Origin of the sequence: Klebsiella sp. S69 (assembly GCF_016516145.1) — a bacterium.
Lineage (GTDB): Bacteria > Pseudomonadota > Gammaproteobacteria > Enterobacterales > Enterobacteriaceae > Klebsiella > Klebsiella oxytoca.
On record NZ_JACVUU010000015.1, the window covers coordinates 151,622 to 171,603 of the forward strand.

Annotated in this window: 14 protein-coding genes; 8 read left to right on the plus strand and 6 right to left on the minus strand. The window is 58.3% G+C overall.

Annotation, left to right across the window (positions count from 1 at the left end; all coding sequences use genetic code 11):
• Positions 1-105: 105 nt before the first annotated feature.
• Genes gsiD through iaaA form a run of 5 tightly spaced genes read right to left on the minus strand, consistent with a single transcriptional unit; the run spans position 106 to position 6,375 of the window.
• Positions 106-1,017, minus strand: coding sequence for a glutathione ABC transporter permease GsiD (gsiD, locus tag IAE27_RS16060; protein ID WP_070557739.1), 912 nt, complete (start codon positions 1,015-1,017; stop codon positions 106-108).
• 1 nt (position 1,018) lies between these two features.
• Positions 1,019-1,939, minus strand: coding sequence for a glutathione ABC transporter permease GsiC (gene gsiC, locus IAE27_RS16065; RefSeq protein ID WP_004100533.1), 921 nt, complete (start codon positions 1,937-1,939; stop codon positions 1,019-1,021).
• 52 nt (positions 1,940-1,991) lie between these two features.
• Positions 1,992-3,530: a glutathione ABC transporter substrate-binding protein GsiB gene (gsiB, locus tag IAE27_RS16070; RefSeq protein WP_004100531.1), complete on the minus strand. Its 1,539-nt coding sequence runs from the start codon at positions 3,528-3,530 to the stop codon at positions 1,992-1,994.
• Between the two features lie 37 nt (positions 3,531-3,567).
• Positions 3,568-5,421: a glutathione ABC transporter ATP-binding protein GsiA gene (gene gsiA, locus IAE27_RS16075; protein WP_070557738.1), complete on the minus strand. Its 1,854-nt coding sequence runs from the start codon at positions 5,419-5,421 to the stop codon at positions 3,568-3,570.
• 12 nt (positions 5,422-5,433) lie between these two features.
• The gene (gene iaaA, locus IAE27_RS16080) at positions 5,434-6,375 is read right to left on the minus strand and encodes a beta-aspartyl-peptidase (protein ID WP_023320623.1); all 942 of its coding nucleotides are present in this window, start codon (positions 6,373-6,375) and stop codon (positions 5,434-5,436) included.
• 448 nt (positions 6,376-6,823) lie between these two features.
• Between iaaA and moeA the strand changes: the two genes are divergently transcribed.
• From moeA to IAE27_RS16110, 6 genes are all read left to right on the plus strand, one after another.
• Complete coding sequence (moeA, locus tag IAE27_RS16085; protein ID WP_108704036.1) at positions 6,824-8,059, plus strand: molybdopterin molybdotransferase MoeA; 1,236 nt, start codon at positions 6,824-6,826, stop codon at positions 8,057-8,059.
• Positions 8,059-8,814, plus strand: coding sequence for a molybdopterin-synthase adenylyltransferase MoeB (gene moeB / locus IAE27_RS16090; protein ID WP_004100525.1), 756 nt, complete (start codon positions 8,059-8,061; stop codon positions 8,812-8,814). Before moeA ends, moeB begins: the two co-directional genes overlap by 1 nt.
• Before the next feature lie 153 nt (positions 8,815-8,967).
• Complete coding sequence (locus tag IAE27_RS16095) at positions 8,968-9,867, plus strand: glycyl-radical enzyme activating protein (protein WP_004100522.1); 900 nt, start codon at positions 8,968-8,970, stop codon at positions 9,865-9,867.
• Between the two features lie 4 nt (positions 9,868-9,871).
• Positions 9,872-12,304 carry a formate C-acetyltransferase/glycerol dehydratase family glycyl radical enzyme gene (locus tag IAE27_RS16100; protein ID WP_004100520.1) on the plus strand — a complete coding sequence of 811 codons (2,433 nt, stop codon included), beginning with the start codon at positions 9,872-9,874 and terminating at the stop codon, positions 12,302-12,304.
• A 209-nt stretch (positions 12,305-12,513) separates the two neighbouring features.
• The gene (locus IAE27_RS16105; protein ID WP_016808101.1) at positions 12,514-13,329 is read left to right on the plus strand and encodes a Cof-type HAD-IIB family hydrolase; all 816 of its coding nucleotides are present in this window, start codon (positions 12,514-12,516) and stop codon (positions 13,327-13,329) included.
• Between the two features lie 136 nt (positions 13,330-13,465).
• Entirely contained in the window at positions 13,466-14,731 is a 1,266-nt protein-coding gene (locus tag IAE27_RS16110) for a DUF1479 domain-containing protein (RefSeq protein WP_070557736.1), read from the plus strand.
• On the opposite strand, the gene IAE27_RS16115 is transcribed toward IAE27_RS16110, so the two are convergent.
• Entirely contained in the window at positions 14,728-15,801 is a 1,074-nt protein-coding gene (locus tag IAE27_RS16115; protein ID WP_004100514.1) for a LacI family DNA-binding transcriptional regulator, read from the minus strand. The two genes, IAE27_RS16110 and IAE27_RS16115, sit on opposite strands and share 4 nt — an antisense overlap.
• A gap of 298 nt (positions 15,802-16,099) precedes the next feature.
• Between IAE27_RS16115 and IAE27_RS16120 the strand changes: the two genes are divergently transcribed.
• Positions 16,100-17,401, plus strand: coding sequence for an MFS transporter (locus IAE27_RS16120; protein ID WP_070557735.1), 1,302 nt, complete (start codon positions 16,100-16,102; stop codon positions 17,399-17,401).
• Between the two features lie 15 nt (positions 17,402-17,416).
• Positions 17,417-19,780 (plus strand): TIM-barrel domain-containing protein, encoded by a 2,364-nt coding sequence (locus tag IAE27_RS16125; protein WP_135800082.1) that lies wholly within the window; start codon positions 17,417-17,419, stop codon positions 19,778-19,780.
• The last annotated feature ends 202 nt before the right edge of the window (positions 19,781-19,982 follow it).

Sequence of the window (19,982 nt, forward strand, 5' to 3'; positions counted from 1 at the left end):
CCGGATAGCGGCGCTCATGCGCCTTATCCGGGCAACAAAACCGCACAGGATTAACGTGCTGTGTGCTTTCCCGGACACCTGTCCGGGCTGCACAATCCTCGAACGCTACCCTTTTATCCTCGGATCCAGCGCATCGCGCAGGCCGTCACCCAGCAGGTTAAACGCCAGCACCGTCAGAAAAATCGCGATTGCCGGGAACAGCGCCACGTGCGGCGCCATCACCATATCCGCCCGCGCCTCGTTCAGCATCGCCCCCCACTCCGGCGTCGGCGGCTGCGCGCCAAGCCCCAGAAATGACAGGCTGGCGGCAGAGATAATCGACACTCCGATGCGCATCGTAAAGTAGACCACAATCGATGATACCGTTCCGGGCAAAATGTGGTTAAACAGAATGTTAGCGTCGCTGGCGCCAATGCTGCGCGCCGACTCTATAAAAGTCTGCTGCTTAAGCACCAGCGTATTACCGCGCACCAGACGCGCAAATGCCGGGATCGAAAAGATCGCCACCGCGATGATGACGTTCGACATTCCGCTGCCCATCACCGCCACGACGGCAATCGCCAGAAGAATGCCAGGGAAAGCAAACAGCACATCGCAGATGCGCATAATGATGCGATCCCACCAGCCTTCGTAATACCCGGCCAGTAGCCCAAGTACGGTGCCGATAGCCGCGCCGATCAATACCGCCAGTACCCCGGCGGCCAGCGAAATCTGCGCGCCGACCAGCACCCGGCTAAAAATATCGCGCCCCAGCGAATCAACGCCGAACCAGTGCATCATCGACGGGCCATCGTTGAGCCGATCGTAGTCAAAATAGTTTTCCGCATCGAACGGCGCGATCCACGGCGCCACGATCGCCACCGCAATCAGCAGCAGCACAAATATCCCCGCGCCCATCGCCACCGGCTGGCCGCGAAACCGCCGCCAGAACTCGTGCCACGGGGTACGTATCTGCCCGGGTTTAACCCCCGGCATCGCGTTGATAACCGCTTGTCTTCTCCAGTTGAGCAATCGCACCTTACTTATACCTGATAGCCGGATTAATGGCGGCATACAGTACGTCCACCACTAAATTAATAAGAATAAACTCCAGCGAAAACAGGAGCACTTCCGCCTGAATCACCGGGTAATCGCGCATCTCCACCGAGTCCACCAGCAAACGTCCGAGACCAGGCCAGTTAAAGACCTTTTCCACCACGATTGAACCGCCGAGCAAAAAGCCGAACTGTAGCCCCATCATAGTGACGACCGGGATCATCGCGTTGCGCAGGCCGTGCTTGAGCACCACCAGCGTTTCGCTGACGCCTTTCGCCCGCGCGGTGCGCATATAGTCTTCATGCAGAACATCGACGAACGAGGCGCGGGTAAAACGCGCCATCACCGCCGCCACCGCCGCGCCCAGGGTGAGCGAAGGCAGAATATAGTGCCGCCAGCTGTCGGCGCCCACCGTTGGCAGCCAGCCCAGTTCAACGGAAAAGATCTGCATCAAAAGCATACCGAGCGCAAAGGCCGGGAACGAGATGCCGGTGACCGCCAGCGCCATGCCTATACGATCCGGCCAGCGATTGCGCCACACGGCCGCCACGATCCCTGCCGCCATCCCGAAGATGACCGCCCAGCCCATACTGGCAATCGTCAGCCAGAAAGTGGGCATAAAACGGCTGGCGATTTCGCTGCTCACCGGGCGGCGGGAAGCCATCGAGGTGCCAAAGTCGCCCTGCAAAATGTTGCTGATATAGTGCCAGAACTGCACGTGCAGCGGGCGATCGAGCCCAAGCTGCTGGCGCACCATTCCCACCACCTGGGCATCGGCTTCCGGCCCGGCAATCAGCCGAGCCGGATCCCCGGGCAGCATATGCACGAACAGAAACACCAGCACCGCTACAATCAGCAGCGTGGGGATCAGCCCCAGCAGGCGTTTAATCACATAATTGAGCATGCTTCTCCTTGCGCAAATTCCCCGCAGCCTGCGCCCGGGGACCCACAACTCTCTACTTAAGATCCGCCTGTTCAAAGCTAAATCCGGTATCCGGCTGGATGTAGAAACCGGTCAGATTTTTACTGTGCGCCGAGACCAGCTTTTCTACGACCAGCGGCACCCACGGCGACTCTTTCCAGATAGTATCCTGCGCGTCTTTATACAGCCGCGTTTTTTCCTGCGCATCAGTGGTTTTCAGCGCGTCATTGAGATCTTTATCGACCTGCGGATTGCTGTAGAAAGCCGTATTAAACAGGGTCGGCGGCCAGTTTTGCGACGCAAACAGCGGCGACAGCGCCCAGTCAGCTTCCCCGGTCGACGCCGTCCAGCCGGTGTAGAACATGCGTACGCCGCTCTCTTTCTGTCCCTTACCTTCAACTTCCGCCGCGCGCTGGCCCGCATCCATCGCCGTCAGCTGCGCCTTAATGCCCACCTGCGCCAGCTGCTGCTGGGTAAACTGCAGTACTTTCTGCGCCGTGCTGTGGTTGTGCGATGACCATAGCGTCGTGGTAAAGCCATTCGGATAACCCGCCTCTTTCAGCAGCTCACGAGCTTTAGCCGGATCGTACGGCCAGGCGCTGTAGCTTTCAGCATAGGCGATAGACGGCGGCACCACGCCGGTCGCCGGTGTGGCGTAGCCGGCAAAAGCGACTTTTACCAGCGCCTGACGGTTGATAGCGTAGTTAATCGCTTCGCGCACTTTGGGATTATCGAACGGCTTCTGCGTCACGTTCATGCTGATATAGCGCTGCATAATTGACGGGCTGGCTACCAGCTCTAGCTTGCTGTTTTTCTCCAGCAACGGCGCTTGCTCGTAGGGGATCGGGAACGCAAACTGCGCTTCGCCGGTCTGCAGCATCGCCGCGCGGGTATTATTATCCACGACCGGGCGCCAGGTGATGGAGTCCAGCTTCGGCAGCCCTGGCTGCCAGTAACCGGCGAATTTTTTCACTTTCACAAAATCGGTCTGGTTCCAGGTATCGAGCTGATAAGGCCCGGTGCCAACCGGATGGAAGCCAATCTCTTTACCATATTTCTTCAGCGCCGCCGGAGAAATCATCGCCGTCGCCGGATGGGCCAGAATGTTAATGAACGCCGAGAAAGGCTGTTTGAGGGTAATTTTCACCGTGGTCGGGTCTACCGCTTCGGTGCTGGCGATATTTTTATACAGGTTATAACGCTTGAGATGGTTTTCCGGGTTGCTGGCGCGATCGAGGTTCGCCTTAACCGCTTCGGCATTAAACTCGGTACCGTCCTGGAACTTCACCCCCGGATGTAGCTTAATGGTATACACCAGGCCGTCCGGGGAAACGGTATAGCTTTCCGCCAGCACGTTCTGTAGCTTCATCTCTTTATCGAGGCCGAACAGCCCTTGATAGAAGGACTTGGCGACGGCCTGCGACAGCGTGTCGTTAGCATCATACGGGTCGAGGGTCGTAAAATTAGAACCGACCGCCACCACCACATCTTTTGCGGCCAGAGCCGGAGCGGCTGTCAGCGCCGAGGCGACGCCCAGCGCCAACAGCCATTTGCCTGATACGCGTTGAGTCATGTTGTTCTCCTGAAATGCTGCATTATTGGTGTCGTTGTTAGCGCGCCAGCACGTCGGCGGCGGACTCTCTGGCGACAAAGTGCCCCGGCCCCACCTGCTGTAACGGCGTACTGATCCCCTCTTCGCCCCGCTTGAAAATGTTACCCGGCAGCTCGTCGGAGAGCAGCACGCGCTGCGGACGGCGATGCGCAGGGTCAGCCACCGGAACGGCGGCCATCAGTTTACGGGTATAGGGGTGCTGCGGGTTTTCAAACACGGCGCGGCGCGGGCCAATCTCGACAATGCGCCCGCGATACATCACCGCCACGCGGTGGCTGATGCGCTCAACCACCGCCATGTCATGGGAGATAAACAGAAATGCGATGCCCATCTCACGCTGTAGATCGAGCATCAGATTGATAATTTGCGCGCGAATCGACACGTCCAGCGCCGATACCGACTCATCGGCAATCACCACTTTCGGATTGAGCGCCAGCGCGCGGGCAATACAGATGCGCTGCCGCTGGCCGCCGGAAAACTCGTGAGGGTAGCGCCACGCATGTTCCGGCTCCAGCCCGACGCGTTCCAGTAGCCAACTGACCCGTTCGCGGGCGGCATCGCCCTCCAGCAGCCGATGCACCCGCAGCGGCTCCATAATCGAATAGCCCACCGTTTGCCGTGGGTCGAGGGAAGCGTACGGGTCCTGAAAAATAAACTGAATATCGCGGCGCAGTGCCTGAAGCTTACCGCCCGTTAGCGTATCAATTCGCTGGCCGTTGAAGATAATGCTGCCACCCTGGGTCTCTACCAGCCGCAGCAGCGCCCGGCCGGTCGTCGATTTACCACACCCGGACTCGCCCACCAGGCTCAGGGTTTCGCCGGGCCATAAATCAAAGCTGACCTTTTCGACCGCATGCACCTCACGGGTTACGCGGTTGAGAATTCCGCTACGCAGCGGGAAGCGCGCCACCAGATCGCGAACTTTAAGGATCGGTTCTCCGGCCACAACGGTGTTCTGCCCCTCCGACGACGGGCTCTGGTTTAACAGCGGGAAGCGACGCGGCAGCGAAGTGCCGCGCATCGCGCCCAGCCGCGGCACCGCGGCCAGCAGCGCCTGGGTATACGGGTGCTTCGGCGCGCGAAAAATCTCTTCCACGCTGCCGGTTTCCACCGCTTCGCCGCGATACATCACCAGCACGCGGTCGGCGATATCGGCGACCACCCCCATATCGTGGGTAATAAAGATAACGCCCATCGCCATCTCTTTTTGCAGGACGGCAATCAGCTGTAAGATCTGCGCCTGGATAGTGACGTCCAGCGCGGTCGTCGGTTCATCGGCAATCAGCACCGCCGGACGACAAGAGAGCGCCATGGCGATCATCACCCGCTGACGCATCCCGCCGGAAAGCTGGTGCGGATAGCGTGAGAGCATCGCTTCCGCTTCCGGAATGCGCACCTGATCGAGCATTTTTTTCGCTTCGCGCAGGGCCTCATCATGCTTCAGGCCCTGATGTAAGCGGATAGATTCGGCAATCTGCTCGCCGATGGTGAAGACCGGATTGAGCGAGGTCATCGGCTCCTGGAAGATCATCGCCATATCCGCGCCGCGCACGCCGCGCATTTCAGCGTCAGACTGTTCGCTCAGCTCAATCACCTGCCGACTGCGACGGCGCAGAAGTAGCGCATCGCTGCGCACTTCGCTGACCGCCCGATCGAGCAGGCGCATCAGGGCCAGCGAGGTCACCGATTTTCCCGAGCCCGACTCGCCGACAATCGCCAGCGTTTCGCCGCGCCGCAGGGTAAACGACAGGTCGCGGACGGCGGAAAAAGCCTGCTGTTGCTGATTAAACACGACGTTCAGGCCGCGCACTTGCAGAACATCATCGGCATCGATTTCTTGACTATGCGGCAACGCCCTTTCCTCTTATTCGCGATAAATACCAATCGTGGGCGTATCGCCCGCATAACACCAGGCACGGTACATGCCTTCGCTGTTAAACGGCAGCGCCACGTTGCCTTCTCTGTCGATGGCGATCAGGCCGCCGCTACCGCCCAGCGCCGGAAGCTTCTCCATCACTACCCTTTCGCAGGCCTCCTGCAGGCTGAGCTGGCTATACTCCATCAGCGCCGAAATATCGTAGGCCGCCAGGGTCCGCATAAACACTTCCCCGGTACCGGTACAGGACACGGCGACGCTGGCGTTATTGGCGTAGCAGCCCGCTCCCGGCAGCGGGCTGTCGCCGACGCGTCCCGGTAGCTTATTGGTCATCCCGCCGGTTGAGGTCGCCGCCGCGAGGTTGCCCGTCAGATCCATGGCTACCGCGCCGACGGTCCCCATTTTGTGCCGCTCATCCAGCGGCGCGGCGTGGTGATCGAGCACGATATCGTCGCCTTCCTGCGCCTGACGCAGCTGCAGTAAACGCTCAGGAGTAGAAAACAAGCTGTTATCGACGCGCGCCATACCGCGGGAAGCGGCAAACGCTTCCGCCCCTTCGCCAATCAGTAGCACGTGCGGACTTTGCTCCAGCACCAGCCGCGCCGCCAGCACCGGATTGCGTAAATGCTGAACGCCGGCCACGGCTCCCGCCTGTAGGCTGTAACCATCCATGACGCAGGCATCGAGTTCATGGCGGCTATCGCGGGTAAACACGGAGCCAATACCGGCATTAAATAGCGGACACTCTTCCAGCAGCCGAACTGCTTCGGTTACCGTATCCAGCGCGCTGGCCCCGGCCGCCAGCATTTTTTGTCCACTATCGACAATCGCCGACAGCGCTGCCACGTACTCCCGCTCGCGCTCCGGCGTCATCTGCGCGCGGCTAATCGCCCCGGCTCCGCCGTGAATTGCTATAACCGCCTTACCCATCGCGCCATTCCTTAACGATAAAGTGTATAAATATCATTATCGTGCTGACTGTCCTATACAATTTTTGAATATAGAAAGAGCGGAGGGTGATGTAAAGCTTGTACCCAGGTGGGTTATAGCTCGTCTCTCTTTTCTGCCATATACCCGTCATACTTCAAGTTGCATGTGCGTTGGCTTCGTTACTCGGCTCATCCATGAGCCTCGCCCTGACGGGCCGCCGTTACACGGCGTTCAAATCTGTTCCGTACAGATTTGTCGCTCACCCCAGTCACTTACTGAAGTAAGCTCCCGGGGATGTAATGAGGGACATCCTTGTCCCTCACCAGAGGCAGCCTTCAGCTGTTCAAATTCGTTCCCGACGAATTTGTCCCTACGTCGCCGCCTGCCTGCAACGCGAATTATTTAAGGTATAATAGGCGTTTTCGATGTTTGCCCGCAGGAGAAACCCATGGATTTTACCGCCGGACTGATGCCGCTCGACACAGCCCTGACCCAGATGCTCAATCGTATTACGCCGCTGAATGCGACGGAAACCGTACCGCTGTTGCAGGCCTTTTCGCGCGTGACCGCCCATGATCTCGTTTCACCGCTCAACGTACCCGGTTTTGATAACTCGGCAATGGACGGCTATGCGGTACGCCTGGCGGATCTCACCGACGGCGCAGCGCTGCCGGTCACCGGCAAGGCCTTCGCCGGTCAACCTTTTAACGGTGACTGGCCGGCGGGCACCTGTATCCGCATTATGACCGGCGCTCCGGTGCCGGAAGGCTGCGACGCGGTGGTGATGCAGGAGCAGACGGAACAAACCGATGGAGGCATCCGCTTCCTCGCGCCGGTGAAAAGCGGACAGAATATCCGTCGTCTCGGCGAAGATATCGCCCACGGTGCGGTCGTTTTCCCTGCCGGCACCCGCCTGACCGTTGCCGAGCTGCCGGTTCTGGCCTCGCTGGGGATTGCCGACGTCGAGGTGATACGCAAAGTGCGCGTGGCGGTTTTCTCTACCGGCGATGAACTCCAGCTGCCGGGCCAGCCCCTCGCCGACGGGCAAATTTACGATACTAATCGCCTGGCGGTACACCTGATGCTGCAGGAGCTGGGCTGCGAGGTCATTAACCTCGGCATTATTCCCGACGATCCGGCTAAGCTGCGGGAAGTCTTTATCGAGGCCGATCGACAGGCAGACGTGGTGATTAGCTCCGGCGGCGTCTCCGTCGGCGAAGCAGACTACACCAAAGCGATTCTCGAAGAACTGGGTGAAATCGGCTTCTGGAAGCTGGCGATTAAACCGGGTAAACCTTTCGCTTTCGGCAAGCTCAACCACGGCTGGTTTTGCGGTCTGCCGGGCAACCCGGTTTCCGCAACGCTGACCTTCTACCAATTGGTTCAGCCGCTGCTGGCGAAGCTCTCCGGTAACGGTGGGCAGGCTCAGCCGATGCGTCTGCGCGTGCGCGCCGCGACCCATCTGAAAAAATCGCCCGGACGACTCGATTTTCAACGCGGCGTGCTGCAGCGCGGTCCGGACGGCGAACTGACGGTTAACAGCACCGGTCACCAGGGATCGCATATCTTCAGCTCATTCAGCCTCGGCAACTGCTTTATCGTGCTGGAGCGCGAGCGCGGCAACGTGGAAGCGGGCGAATGGGTGGACGTTGAGCCCTTTAATCATCTGTTCGGAGGGCTGTAATGAGCGTGGAGCTGAGCGATGCGGAGATGCTGCGCTATAACCGGCAGATTATTCTGCGCGATTTCGATTTTGACGGTCAGGAGCAGCTGAAAGCCTCCCGCGTGCTGGTTGTCGGCCTCGGCGGGCTGGGCTGCGCCGCCGCGCAGTATCTGGCGGCGGCAGGCGTCGGCCTGCTTACCCTGCTCGATTTCGACACCGTTTCGCTCTCCAACCTTCAGCGCCAGACTCTGCACAGTGACGCCACCATCGGCCAGCCGAAGGTCGACTCCGCCCGCGCCGCACTGGCGCGGATTAATCCCCACGTTCAGCTCACGGCGCTCAACGCGCGGCTGGAAGACGAGGCGCTGGCGGCGCAAATCGCCGCCCACGATCTGGTGCTCGACTGTACCGACAACGTCGCGATCCGTAACCAGCTCAACGCCGGATGTTTTCGTCATAAAACACCGCTGGTCTCCGGCGCGGCAATTCGCATGGAAGGGCAAATCAGCGTTTTTACCTGGCAGGAAGATGAACCCTGCTACCGCTGCCTGAGCCGTCTGTTTGGCGAAAACGCCCTCACCTGCGTTGAAGCCGGGGTGATGGCGCCGCTGGTCGGCACCATTGGTTCGCTACAGGCGATGGAAGCGATAAAGCTGCTGACCCGCTACGGCAGCCCGGCGACGGGAAAAATCGTCATGTACGACGCCATGCGCTGCCAGTTCCGCGAAATGAAGTTGATGCGTAACCCTCAGTGTGAGGTGTGTGGCACGCCTTAGCCCTTTTCCGGCGACTGCCGTCGCCGGATGATTTGTGACCCGCAGCGGCTTTTTAGCCTCCATTTTCCTCCCTCCTTCTGCTTGTTGATTTATATCAATACAACTTTCATTCGAAAGTAATTTAATCTTCATATGCAAACAAGAGGGTGAATCATGATCTTCAACATTCAGCGTTACTCAACCCATGACGGCCCGGGGATCCGCACTGTCGTATTCCTCAAAGGCTGTTCGCTGGGCTGCCGCTGGTGCCAGAACCCGGAAAGCCGCGCCCGCACGGCGGATTTGCTGTACGACGCCCGCCTTTGCCTGGACGGCTGCGACCTCTGCCAGCAGGCTGCGCCGGAAGTGATTACCCGTAAGCTGGACGGTCTGATTATCCATCGCGAAAAGCTCACCGATGCGCATATCGGCAAATTGCGCGACTGCTGCCCGACGACGGCGTTAACGGTGTGCGGCGAAGAGAAAAGCGTCGAAGAGATTATGGCCACGGTGCTGCGCGACAAACCGTTTTACGACCGCAGCGGCGGCGGCATCACGCTTTCCGGCGGCGAGCCGTTTATGAATCCCGAGCTGGCCCGACAGCTGTTTGAGGCCAGCCACCGCGCCGGGATCCACACTGCGGTCGAAACCTGCCTGCACGTGCCGTGGAAATACGTCGAACCCGCTTTGCCGTTTATCGATCTGTTTCTCGCCGATCTCAAGCACGTCAACGAAGCGATTTTCCAGCAGTGGACGGACGGCAGCGCCCGTCGGGTACTGGATAACCTGCAGCGCGTCGCGCAGGCCGGAAAGAAAATCATCATTCGCGTACCGCTGATCCAGGGCTTTAACGCCAACGAAAGCGATATCGCCGCCATTACCGATTTTGCCGCTGACCGTTTAAAGGTTGGCGAGATCCACTTTCTGCCTTACCACACGTTAGGCATGAATAAATACCAATTACTCAGTCAGCCCTATACCGCTCCGGATAAACCGCTTGCTGCACCCGAGCTGCTCGCCTTCGCGCAGCACTATGCTCAGAGCAAAGGTTTAACGGCGACTCTACGAGGATAACCTTTTGACAACGTTGAAACTGGATACTCTGAGCCCGCGCATACAGGCGCATAAAATGGCGCTGGTGCATATCGTCAAGCCGCCGGTCTGTACCGAACGCGCCCTGCACTATACCCAAGCCTATCAGCAGCATCTGGATAAACCGATCCCGGTACGCCGCGCGCTGGCGCTGGCCCACCACCTGGCGGAACGCACAATCTGGATCAAGCACGATGAACTGATCGTCGGCAACCAGGCCAGCGAAGTTCGCGCGGCGCCAATCTTCCCGGAATACACCGTTAGCTGGATCGAAAAAGAGATCGACGACCTCGCCGATCGCCCCGGCGCCGGTTTTGCCGTTAGCGAAGAAAACAAACGCGTGCTGCACGAAGTGTGTCCGTGGTGGCGCGGTCAAACGGTACAGGACCGCTGCTACGGCATGTTCACCGATGAGCAAAAAGCGCTGCTGGCCACCGGCATTATCAAAGCGGAAGGCAATATGACCTCCGGCGATGCTCACCTTGCAGTCAACTATCCGCTGCTGCTGGAAAAAGGCCTCGACGGCATGCGCGCGAAAGTCGCCGAGCGCCGTTCGCGCATTAACCTGACCGTACTGGAAGATCTGCACGGCGAGCAGTTCCTGAAAGCCATTGATATCGTGCTGGAAGCGGTGAGCGAACACTGTAAGCGCTATGCCGGGCTGGCGCGCAGCATGGCCGCGACGGAAAGCCGTGAATCCCGCCGCGACGAGCTGCTGGCTATTGCCGAAAACTGCGACATCATCGCCCATGAGCCGCCGAAAACCTTCTGGCAGGCGCTGCAGCTGTGCTATTTCATCCAGCTGATTCTGCAGATCGAGTCCAACGGTCACTCGGTCTCTTTCGGCCGTATGGACCAGTATCTCTACCCTTACTACCGCCGCGACGTTGAGCTGGCACACTCTCTGGATCGCGAACACGCCATTGAGCTACTGCACTGCTGCTGGCTTAAACTGCTGGAGGTGAACAAAATTCGCTCCGGCTCGCACTCTAAGGCTTCCGCCGGGAGCCCGTTGTATCAGAACGTCACCATCGGCGGCCAGAATCTGGTGGACGGTAAAGCGCAGGATGCGGTGAACCCGCTCTCCTACGCCATCCTGGAATCCTGCGGTCGGCTGCGTTCGACTCAGCCTAACCTCAGCGTGCGCTATCACGCGGGCATGAGCAACGACTTCCTCGACGCCTGCGTGCAGGTGATCCGCTGCGGCTTCGGCATGCCGGCGTTCAACAACGATGAAATCGTCATCCCGGAATTTATCAAGCTGGGGATCGAGCCGCAGGACGCCTACGACTATGCCGCTATCGGCTGCATTGAAACCGCCGTCGGCGGTAAATGGGGCTATCGCTGCACCGGGATGAGCTTTATCAACTTCGCCCGCGTCATGCTGGCAACCCTGGAAGGCGGCCGCGACGCCACCAGCGGCCAGGTTTTCCTGCCGCAGGAACATGCGCTGTCAAAAGGCAACTTCGACAACTTTGAACAGGTCCTGGCCGACTGGGATACGCAGATCCGCTACTACACGCGCAAATCTATCGAGATTGAGTACGTGGTCGATACCATGCTGGAAGAGAACGTGCACGATATCCTCTGCTCGGCGCTGGTCGATGACTGCATTGAGCGTGCGAAGAGCATCAAGCAGGGCGGCGCGAAATATGACTGGGTATCCGGTCTGCAGGTCGGTATCGCTAACCTCGGCAACAGCCTGGCGGCGGTGAAGAAACTGGTGTTCGACCAGGGCGTCATTGGTCAACAAGAGCTGGCCAAAGCGCTGGCTGAAGACTTCGAAGGCCTGACCCACGAGCAGCTGCGCCAGCGCTTAATCAACGGCGCGCCGAAATACGGTAACGATGAAGATAGCGTCGATATTTTGCTGGCTCGCGCCTACCAGACCTATATTGATGAGCTGAAGCTGTATCATAACCCGCGCTATGGCCGCGGCCCGATCGGCGGTAACTACTACGCCGGCACCTCGTCCATCTCCGCCAACGTGCCGTTTGGCGCTCAAACGATGGCGACGCCGGATGGCCGTAAAGCGCACTCGCCGCTGGCGGAAGGGGCAAGTCCGGCTTCCGGTACCGACCACCTGGGGCCGACCGCGGTAATCAGCTCGGTAGGTAAACTGCCAACCGGCTCAATTCTTGGCGGCGTACTGCTTAACCAGAAGCTGAACCCGGCTACGCTGGAGAATGAGTCGGATAAGCAGAAACTGATGGTGCTGCTGCGCACCTTCTTCGAGGTGCACAAAGGCTGGCATATTCAGTACAACATCGTGTCGCGCGAAACGCTGCTGGAAGCGAAGAAACATCCTGACCAGTATCGTGATTTAGTGGTCCGCGTGGCCGGATACTCGGCGTTCTTTACCGCCCTGTCGCCGGATGCTCAGGACGATATTATCGCCCGTACCGAGCATACGCTGTAAGCCACATCCCCCGGCTTGCGCTGCGCTTAGCCGGGCTACAGGTTCGAAGCCGTTTGCGGGCCGGTAGTCCGGGTAAGGCGTTTACGCCGCAACCCGGGGTTTTATGCTGCACAAGGGTGAACACAAACTTTCATTCGAAATAAATTTGTGCTCCCCATCACATTGTAATTAGAATGTTACTGGTCGAAGTTAAGCCAGGAGCATGTGTTATGACCGTTAAAGTTATCGTCACCGATATGGACGGAACTTTTCTCAATGACGCCAAGCAGTACGATCGCTCGCGTTTTCTTGCGCAGTTCGCGCAACTCCAGCAGCAGGGTATTGAATTTGTGGTCGCCAGCGGCAACCAGTACTATCAGCTGATCTCTTTTTTCCCGGAAATCCGCGACCAAATCTCCTTTGTTGCCGAGAACGGCGCGCTGGTTTTCGAACACGGTCAACAGCTGTTCCACGGTGAACTTACCCGCCATGAATCCCAGGTGGTGATTGGCGAACTGCTCAAAGACCCGCAGCTCAACTTTGTCGCCTGCGGCCTCGAGAGCGCTTACGTCAGCGATCGCGCGCCCGACGCCTTTGTCGCGCTGATGTCAAAGCACTACCATCGTCTGCAGCGTATTGGCAGCTACCATGACATCGACGATAAACTGTTTAAGTTTTCCCTTAACCTGCCGGATAGCGAAATTCCGCAGCTTATCGACAAACTGCACGTCTCGCTGGACGGCATTATGAAGCCGGTCACCAGCGGTTTTGGCTTCGTCGATTTGATCATCCCCGGCCTGCATAAAGCCAACGGTATCAGCCGCTTGCTTAAGCGCTGGAACATTTCGCCGCAGGCGTGCGTAGCCATCGGCGACAGCGCGAACGACACGGAAATGCTGAAGCTGGTGAGATACTCTTTCGCAATGGCCAATGCCGCCGAAAGCATTAAAGCGGTATCGCGTTATGCTACCGATGACAACAACCACGACGGCGCGCTGAAGGTGATTCAGGCCGTCCTCGACCACGCCACCCCGTTCGACGAGTAGCGCCTCTCCGGGGCTTACCGCCCCGATTTTCCATTTTGTGCATCTCCGCATAATTTTAAACTTGCATTAACTTAATTTTAACTTAAATTATCGTATGTAAGATTTAATACTTTCGAATGAAAGATGAGAGGTCATTATGGCTATTACCTGTACCTGTGAAACTTTACCTGCCGACCCAAAAGCGGCCATCCGCCAGATTAAGCAAGAGCTGCGGGCGCAAATTGGCGACGTGCAGGCGGTGTTCGATCGTCTGACGGCGCGAATCGCTGCGCGTGTGGAAGAGATTGATGCCCTTAAAACCAGCGGACAGGACGTCTGGCCGACGATCCCGTTCGCCGATATTGCCCGGGATCGGGTTACGCAAGCCCAGCGCGAGCTCATCAAGCGTCGCGGCTGCGTGGTGATCAAGGGCCATTTTCCCCGCGAACAGGCGCTGGGATGGGATAACTCGATGCTCGCGTATCTGGACCGCAACCATTTCGATGAGGTCTACAAAGGTCCCGGCGATACTTTTTTCGGTTCACTGGAAGCGTCGCGCCCGGAAATCTATCCGATTTACTGGTCCCAGGCGCAGATGCAGGCGCGCCAGAGCGATGAAATGGCCGCCGCACAGTCATTTCTTAACCGCTTGTGGACGTTTAACCACGACGGCAAGCAGTGGTTTAACCCGGATATCAGCGTTATTTACCCGGACCGCATTCGCCGCCGCCCGCCGGGAACCACCTCGAAAGGTCTGGGCGCGCATACCGATTCCGGCGCCCTGGAGCGCTGGCTACTACCGGCCTATCAGAAAGTGTTTGCCGACGTGTTTAACGGCAATGTTGATGCTTACGACCCGTGGGACGCGGCGCATCGTACTGACGTCGAAGAGTACACGGTCGACAATACCACCAAATGCTCGGTATTCCGTACCTTCCAGGGCTGGACCGCGCTCTCCGATATGATCCCCGATCAGGGCCTGCTGCACGTCGTGCCGATCCCGGAAGCTATGGCTTACGTACTGCTGCGTCCGCTGCTCGACGATGTGCCGGAGGATGAACTGTGCGGCGTCGCGCCGGGCAAGGTATTGCCGATTTCGGAAAAATGGCACCCGCTGCTGATCAAAGCCTTAAGCTCTATTCCGGCGCTCAATGCGGGCGATTCGGTATGGTGGCACTGCGACGTCATCCACTCAGTCGCGCCGGTGGAAAATCAGCAAGGCTGGGGCAACGTCATGTATATTCCCGCCGCGCCGATGTGTGAGAAAAACCTCGCCTACGCGCAGAAGGTTAAAGCCGCGCTGACGCGCGGCGCTTCGCCGGGAGATTTCCCGCGTGAAGATTATGAAACCGACTGGGAAGGCCGCTTCACGCTGGAGGATTTAAATGTCCACGGCAAGCGGGCGCTGGGGATGGCGGATTAATCGTCGTATAACCCCTTAGGCTCAACGGCGGTGCGGCGGTTACCGGCACGTATCCGCCGCACCGAATCACGTACCGCCAGCGTACCATGCAATAATAGTGAGCCGTGCGGCGCATCGGGACGAATCAGCCTCTGCTGCAACAAATGTACTGCTTCAACGCCTAATTCATCGCGCGGGACGTGGACAGCGGTTAACGGCACATCCTGAATCGCCGCCAGGTTAAAGCCGTCGATACTCATGATAGAAATATCCTGCGGCACGCGTAATCCGCGCTTCTGCAGAGCAGCGATCGTCCCTGCCGCCATAAAATCACCGCCTACCAGAAACGCCGTTGGCAGCGGGCCATCACCGCGCTGATCCAGCCACTCGCCCACTTTTGTCTCAGTATCCCGGGCGCTGAAATTGGCGACGTCGATTAAATCCATGCTATCGACGAAGCGCAGATTCCGCGCACGCCACGCCTGCTTAATCCCCAGTAAACGCAGTTCCATAGTATAGCGGCGCAGGCACATCACGTTCATGATCGCCTGGTGCCCCATCTCAAACAGATAGCGGGCGGCGAATTGACCGATCAGTCGATGATCCGGCGCGACGGAAGGGAGGCGCATTCCGGCGTCGTGGCAGTTAATCATCACGCAGGGTTTAGCCAGGTCCGCCGCCAGATCGTGAATATGCGGATCGTCGATTCCCAGTAAGATGGCGGCCTGGGTCGATGTTTCATGCATACGCTGCAAAAACAAATTGGCATCGCTGTCATTCTCCTCCAGCGCGCAGTAGCGCAGATGCACCTCATGGGGCACCAGCGCCGAATTGATGCTCTGAATAACGCGATAGTAGTAAATATCTGTACGCTCATCGAACGCCCGCTGAGGGGCAAAGACCACCAGATTATTGAGCAGCATTCTCCCGGCGGCGATACCGTCCATGACGCCCAGCTCGCGAGCGCACTCCAGAACCCTCTGGCGGGCTCTGGCGCTGGTATTCGCTTTCCCTGCCAGCACTCGCGATACCGTACTGACAGAGAGCCCCGTGCGGCCCGCTATTTCGCTCACTTTTAGCTTTTTATCCATTTTGTGATCGCGCTCTAATTTGCTGATGAAAAAATTTTCATATTCAGAATATGAATATTTTTAAGGGAATTGCCCGCTTCTTACTGCGATCGCGATCGGCTCATGAAAAAATTTGCAGAATTGCCGCTAGGGTCCACCTCTTTTCTCCCTTAGCCTGAATTGGTCCACCACAAATCAAATAAGTCAACCAATCGTGGCGGAACAGCAGCATTATCGAACAACGAAACAGAAAATTTTAGCGACCACTCAGGAATCAGGCTGGTCAATTTTCCCTACTACATGTCTCGTGGAGAGTTCTATGAGCCAAGGTCTCAATAATGATATGGCGGTGAGTAAATCAGGCCGCATAGTAAAAAATCTGCGCTGGTGGATACTGGTGCTGTTTTTGCTGGGCGTGACCGTGAACTACATTACGCGCAACTCGCTGGGGATTATCGCCCCGGAATTAAAAACCTCGTTGGGGATTACCACCGAACAGTATTCATGGATAGTCGGCGCATTTCAGCTGGCCTATACCATTTTCCAGCCGCTCTGCGGCTGGCTCATCGACGTAATCGGCCTCAAGCTCGGCTTTATGATTTGCGCCACGCTGTGGGCCGTCGCCTGCATTGCCCATGCCGGTGCGGGAAGCTGGCTGCACCTGGCGATCCTGCGCTTTTTTATGGGCGGCGCTGAGGCTGCGGCGACGCCAGCCAACGCCAAAACGCTGGGTGAGTGGTTTCCAAAATCCGAGCGGCCGATAGCGGCTGGCTGGGCTGGCGTCGGTTTCTCGGTCGGCGCCATGCTGGCGCCGCCGATTATCTACTTTGCGCACGCCTCGTTCGGCTGGCAGGGCGCATTCATGTTCACCGGCGCGCTGGCGCTCTTGTGGGTCGTGCTGTGGTGGGCGTTTTATGATAATCCGGAGAAGCACCCTAACCTCGGGAAAGCTGAGCTGGCGCTGATCCAGCAGGATAATGAAGCACCGCCGGTCAAACTGCCCTTCTTTACCGCGCTGAAAACCGTATCAAAAAACAAGCGCTTCTACGGTATCGCCATTCCGGCCTTTATGGCGGAACCCGCCTGGGCGGTGCTGAGCTTCTGGGTACCGCTCTATCTGGCAAAAGAGCACGGGATGGATTTAAAGCAAATCGCTATGTTCGCCTGGCTGCCGTTTCTGGCGGCCGACCTCGGCAGCGTCGCCAGCGGCTATCTGACCAAACTGTATACCCGCTGGTTCGGCTGTTCACGGGTGAACTCGGTGGTCGCCAGCTCCGTGACCGGCGCCTTCCTGATGATTTCGCTCGCCACCGTGGCGATCACCCGCGATCCCTATATCACCATCGTACTGATTTCAATAGGCGGCTTCGGTCACCAGATTATCTCCTGCATGCTCAGCGCGCTGGTGGTGGAGTCGTTCGATAAAGGACAGATGGCGACCGTGAACGGCATGCGCGGATCCGCCGCGTGGATCGCCAGCTTTCTGTTCTCACTGTTAATTGGGGTCACCGCCGACAAAATCGGCTTCAACCCGCTGTTTATCGCCATGGGGTTCTTTGACCTGATTGGCGCGGTATTCCTGGTGGCATTTATTGCTGAACGTCGCGCAAAACGCGCCTGAGAGTGGATGTAAAAAATGAAGACTTTGAAAAACTGGACTTTACGCCAACGGCTGGAGCACCACGTTGAGCTGACCGTCGACGGCCAACACACCCTGTGTCTGTACGTTCTGGAAGAGAATATGTTCCGCGTGCTGCTGAAACGGCACGGTCAGCTGGCGGTGGATCGCACCTGGAGTATCGCTCCCGGACAGGATGTGCCGTGGGAAGGCCGTCCGCGCGAAGAGCTAAGCGGCTTTAGCCTCCCCGCCTGGCAGCTCACGGAACAGGAAGGCACCCTCTGTATCGTCACCGAACAGCTGCGCGTTATCGTCCACCAGCCGCTGTGGCTGGAATGGAGCTATCGCGATGAAGCCGGCGAGTGGCAGCCGCTGGCGAACGACCGCCCGACCAGCGCCTATCTGGCGAATGCGCACGGCGACGGCGTTGCCCACTACCTGAGCCGACGTAAAGATGAGCGCTTCTACGGTCTGGGTGAGAAGGCGGGCGATCTGCAGCGTACCGGCAAACGCTATGAGATGCGTAACCTCGACGCGATGGGGTATAACGCGGTGAGCACCGACCCGCTGTATAAACATATTCCATTTACCATCGCGCAGCGTAGCGATGTCAGCTACGGCCTGTTTTACGACAACCTGAGCAGCTGCTGGCTGGATCTCGGTAACGAAATCGATAATTACCATACCGCCTATCGCCGCTGGCAGGCGGAAGCTGGCGACATCGATTACTATCTGTTCACCGGCAAGCGCGTACTGGATATCACTAAAGCCTTCGTTCGCCTGACCGGTAAAACGCTGTTTGGGCCAAAATGGAGCCTCGGCTATAGCGGTTCGACGATGCATTACACCGACGCGCCGGATGCGCAAAACCAGCTGATGAACTTTATCCGTCTGTGCGATGAACACGCCATTCCGTGCGATTCGTTTCAGCTCTCATCCGGCTATACCTCGATTAATGGCAAACGCTATGTCTTTAACTGGAACTACAATAAAGTGCCGCAGCCGCAGGTGATGAGCCAGGCCTTCCACGATGCCGGGCTGAAGCTCGCCGCCAATATTAAGCCCTGCCTGCTGCAGGACCATCCGCGCTATAACGAAGTGGCGGAACGCGGGCTATTTATTCGTGATTCACAGGCCGATGCCCCCGAGCGCTCCAGCTTCTGGGACGACGAAGGGTCGCACCTCGACTTTACCAACCCGCAGACCGTCGCCTGGTGGCAGGAAGGCGTGACAACCCAGCTGCTGGAGATGGGTATCGACTCCACGTGGAACGATAATAACGAGTATGAAGTGTGGGACGGCGAAGCCCGCTGTTATGGGTTTGGCCAGGAGATTGCCATTAAACATATTCGCCCGGTCATGCCGCTGCTGATGATGCGCGCGTCGCTGGAGGCTCAGCAGCGCTTTGTGCCGCACAAACGTCCGTATCTTATCTCTCGTTCCGGCTGCGCCGGGATGCAGCGCTATGTTCAGACCTGGAGCGGTGATAACCGTACTAACTGGGACACGCTGCGCTACAACACCCGGATGGGGCTGGGAATGAGCCTCTCCGGACTGTTCAACGTCGGCCACGATGTTGGCGGCTTCTCTGGCGATAAACCGGACCCGGAACTGTTCGTTCGCTGGGTGCAAAACGGCGTTATGCATCCGCGCTTTACCATTCACTCATGGAATGACGACCAGACGGTTAATGAAGCGTGGATGTATCCGGAAATCACGCCGGCCATCCGTGCGGCCATTGAGCTGCGCTATCGTCTGCTGCCGTACCTCTATACCCTGCTCTGGCAGGCTCACGCCGACGATGAACCGATGCTGCGCCCGACCTTCCTCGATCACGAGCACGATCCGCAGACGTTTGCCGAATGCGACGACTTCCTGTTGGGTCGCGATCTGCTGGTCGCCAGCGTCGTCGAGCCCGGTGAGCGTCAGCGCCGCGTCTGGCTACCGGCTAATCAGGACGGCTGGTACGACTTTGATAGCCACCAGTGGTTCGCCGGCGGGCAGTGGATAGTCCTTGATGCGCCGCTGGAAAAGCTGCCGCTGCTGGTTCGTGCCGGAGCAGGCCTGCCGCTCAGCGAACGCATCCGTCACGTTGATGCGCAAAAAGACGATCGTCGTGAACTGAAACTGTTCCCGCTGAAAGGCGTGGGAACCCGCCGCGGCCTGCTGTTTGAGGATGATGGCGAAAGCTGGGGTTACCAGAATGGCCATGCGCTGTGGGTAGAGTGGGAAATGGTTTGCGATAGCGCCAGCATCAATCTGAAGGTCAACGCGCGCGGCGATTATCGACCGGCGTGGAAAGCGTTGAAGGTGTCGTTACCGGCAGGGGAAACCCGCAGGCTGCTGGTGAATGGTGAAGAAAAGAGCGAGTGGCGGGTGTAGTGCGGATAAGGCGCTGCAGCGCCGCCGGGGCATTCAACCACTCTGTTCTCTGCAAAGGGTATTCTGCGCACTGTTCCCGGGGGCGGCGCTTAACGCGCCTTGCCCGGGCTATAGGTTCACCGCCGTCCGCGATCCGGTAGCCCGGGCAGATGCGCAGCATCGCCTCCGGGGAATTCAGCCGCTCTGTTCTCTGCAAGGGGTA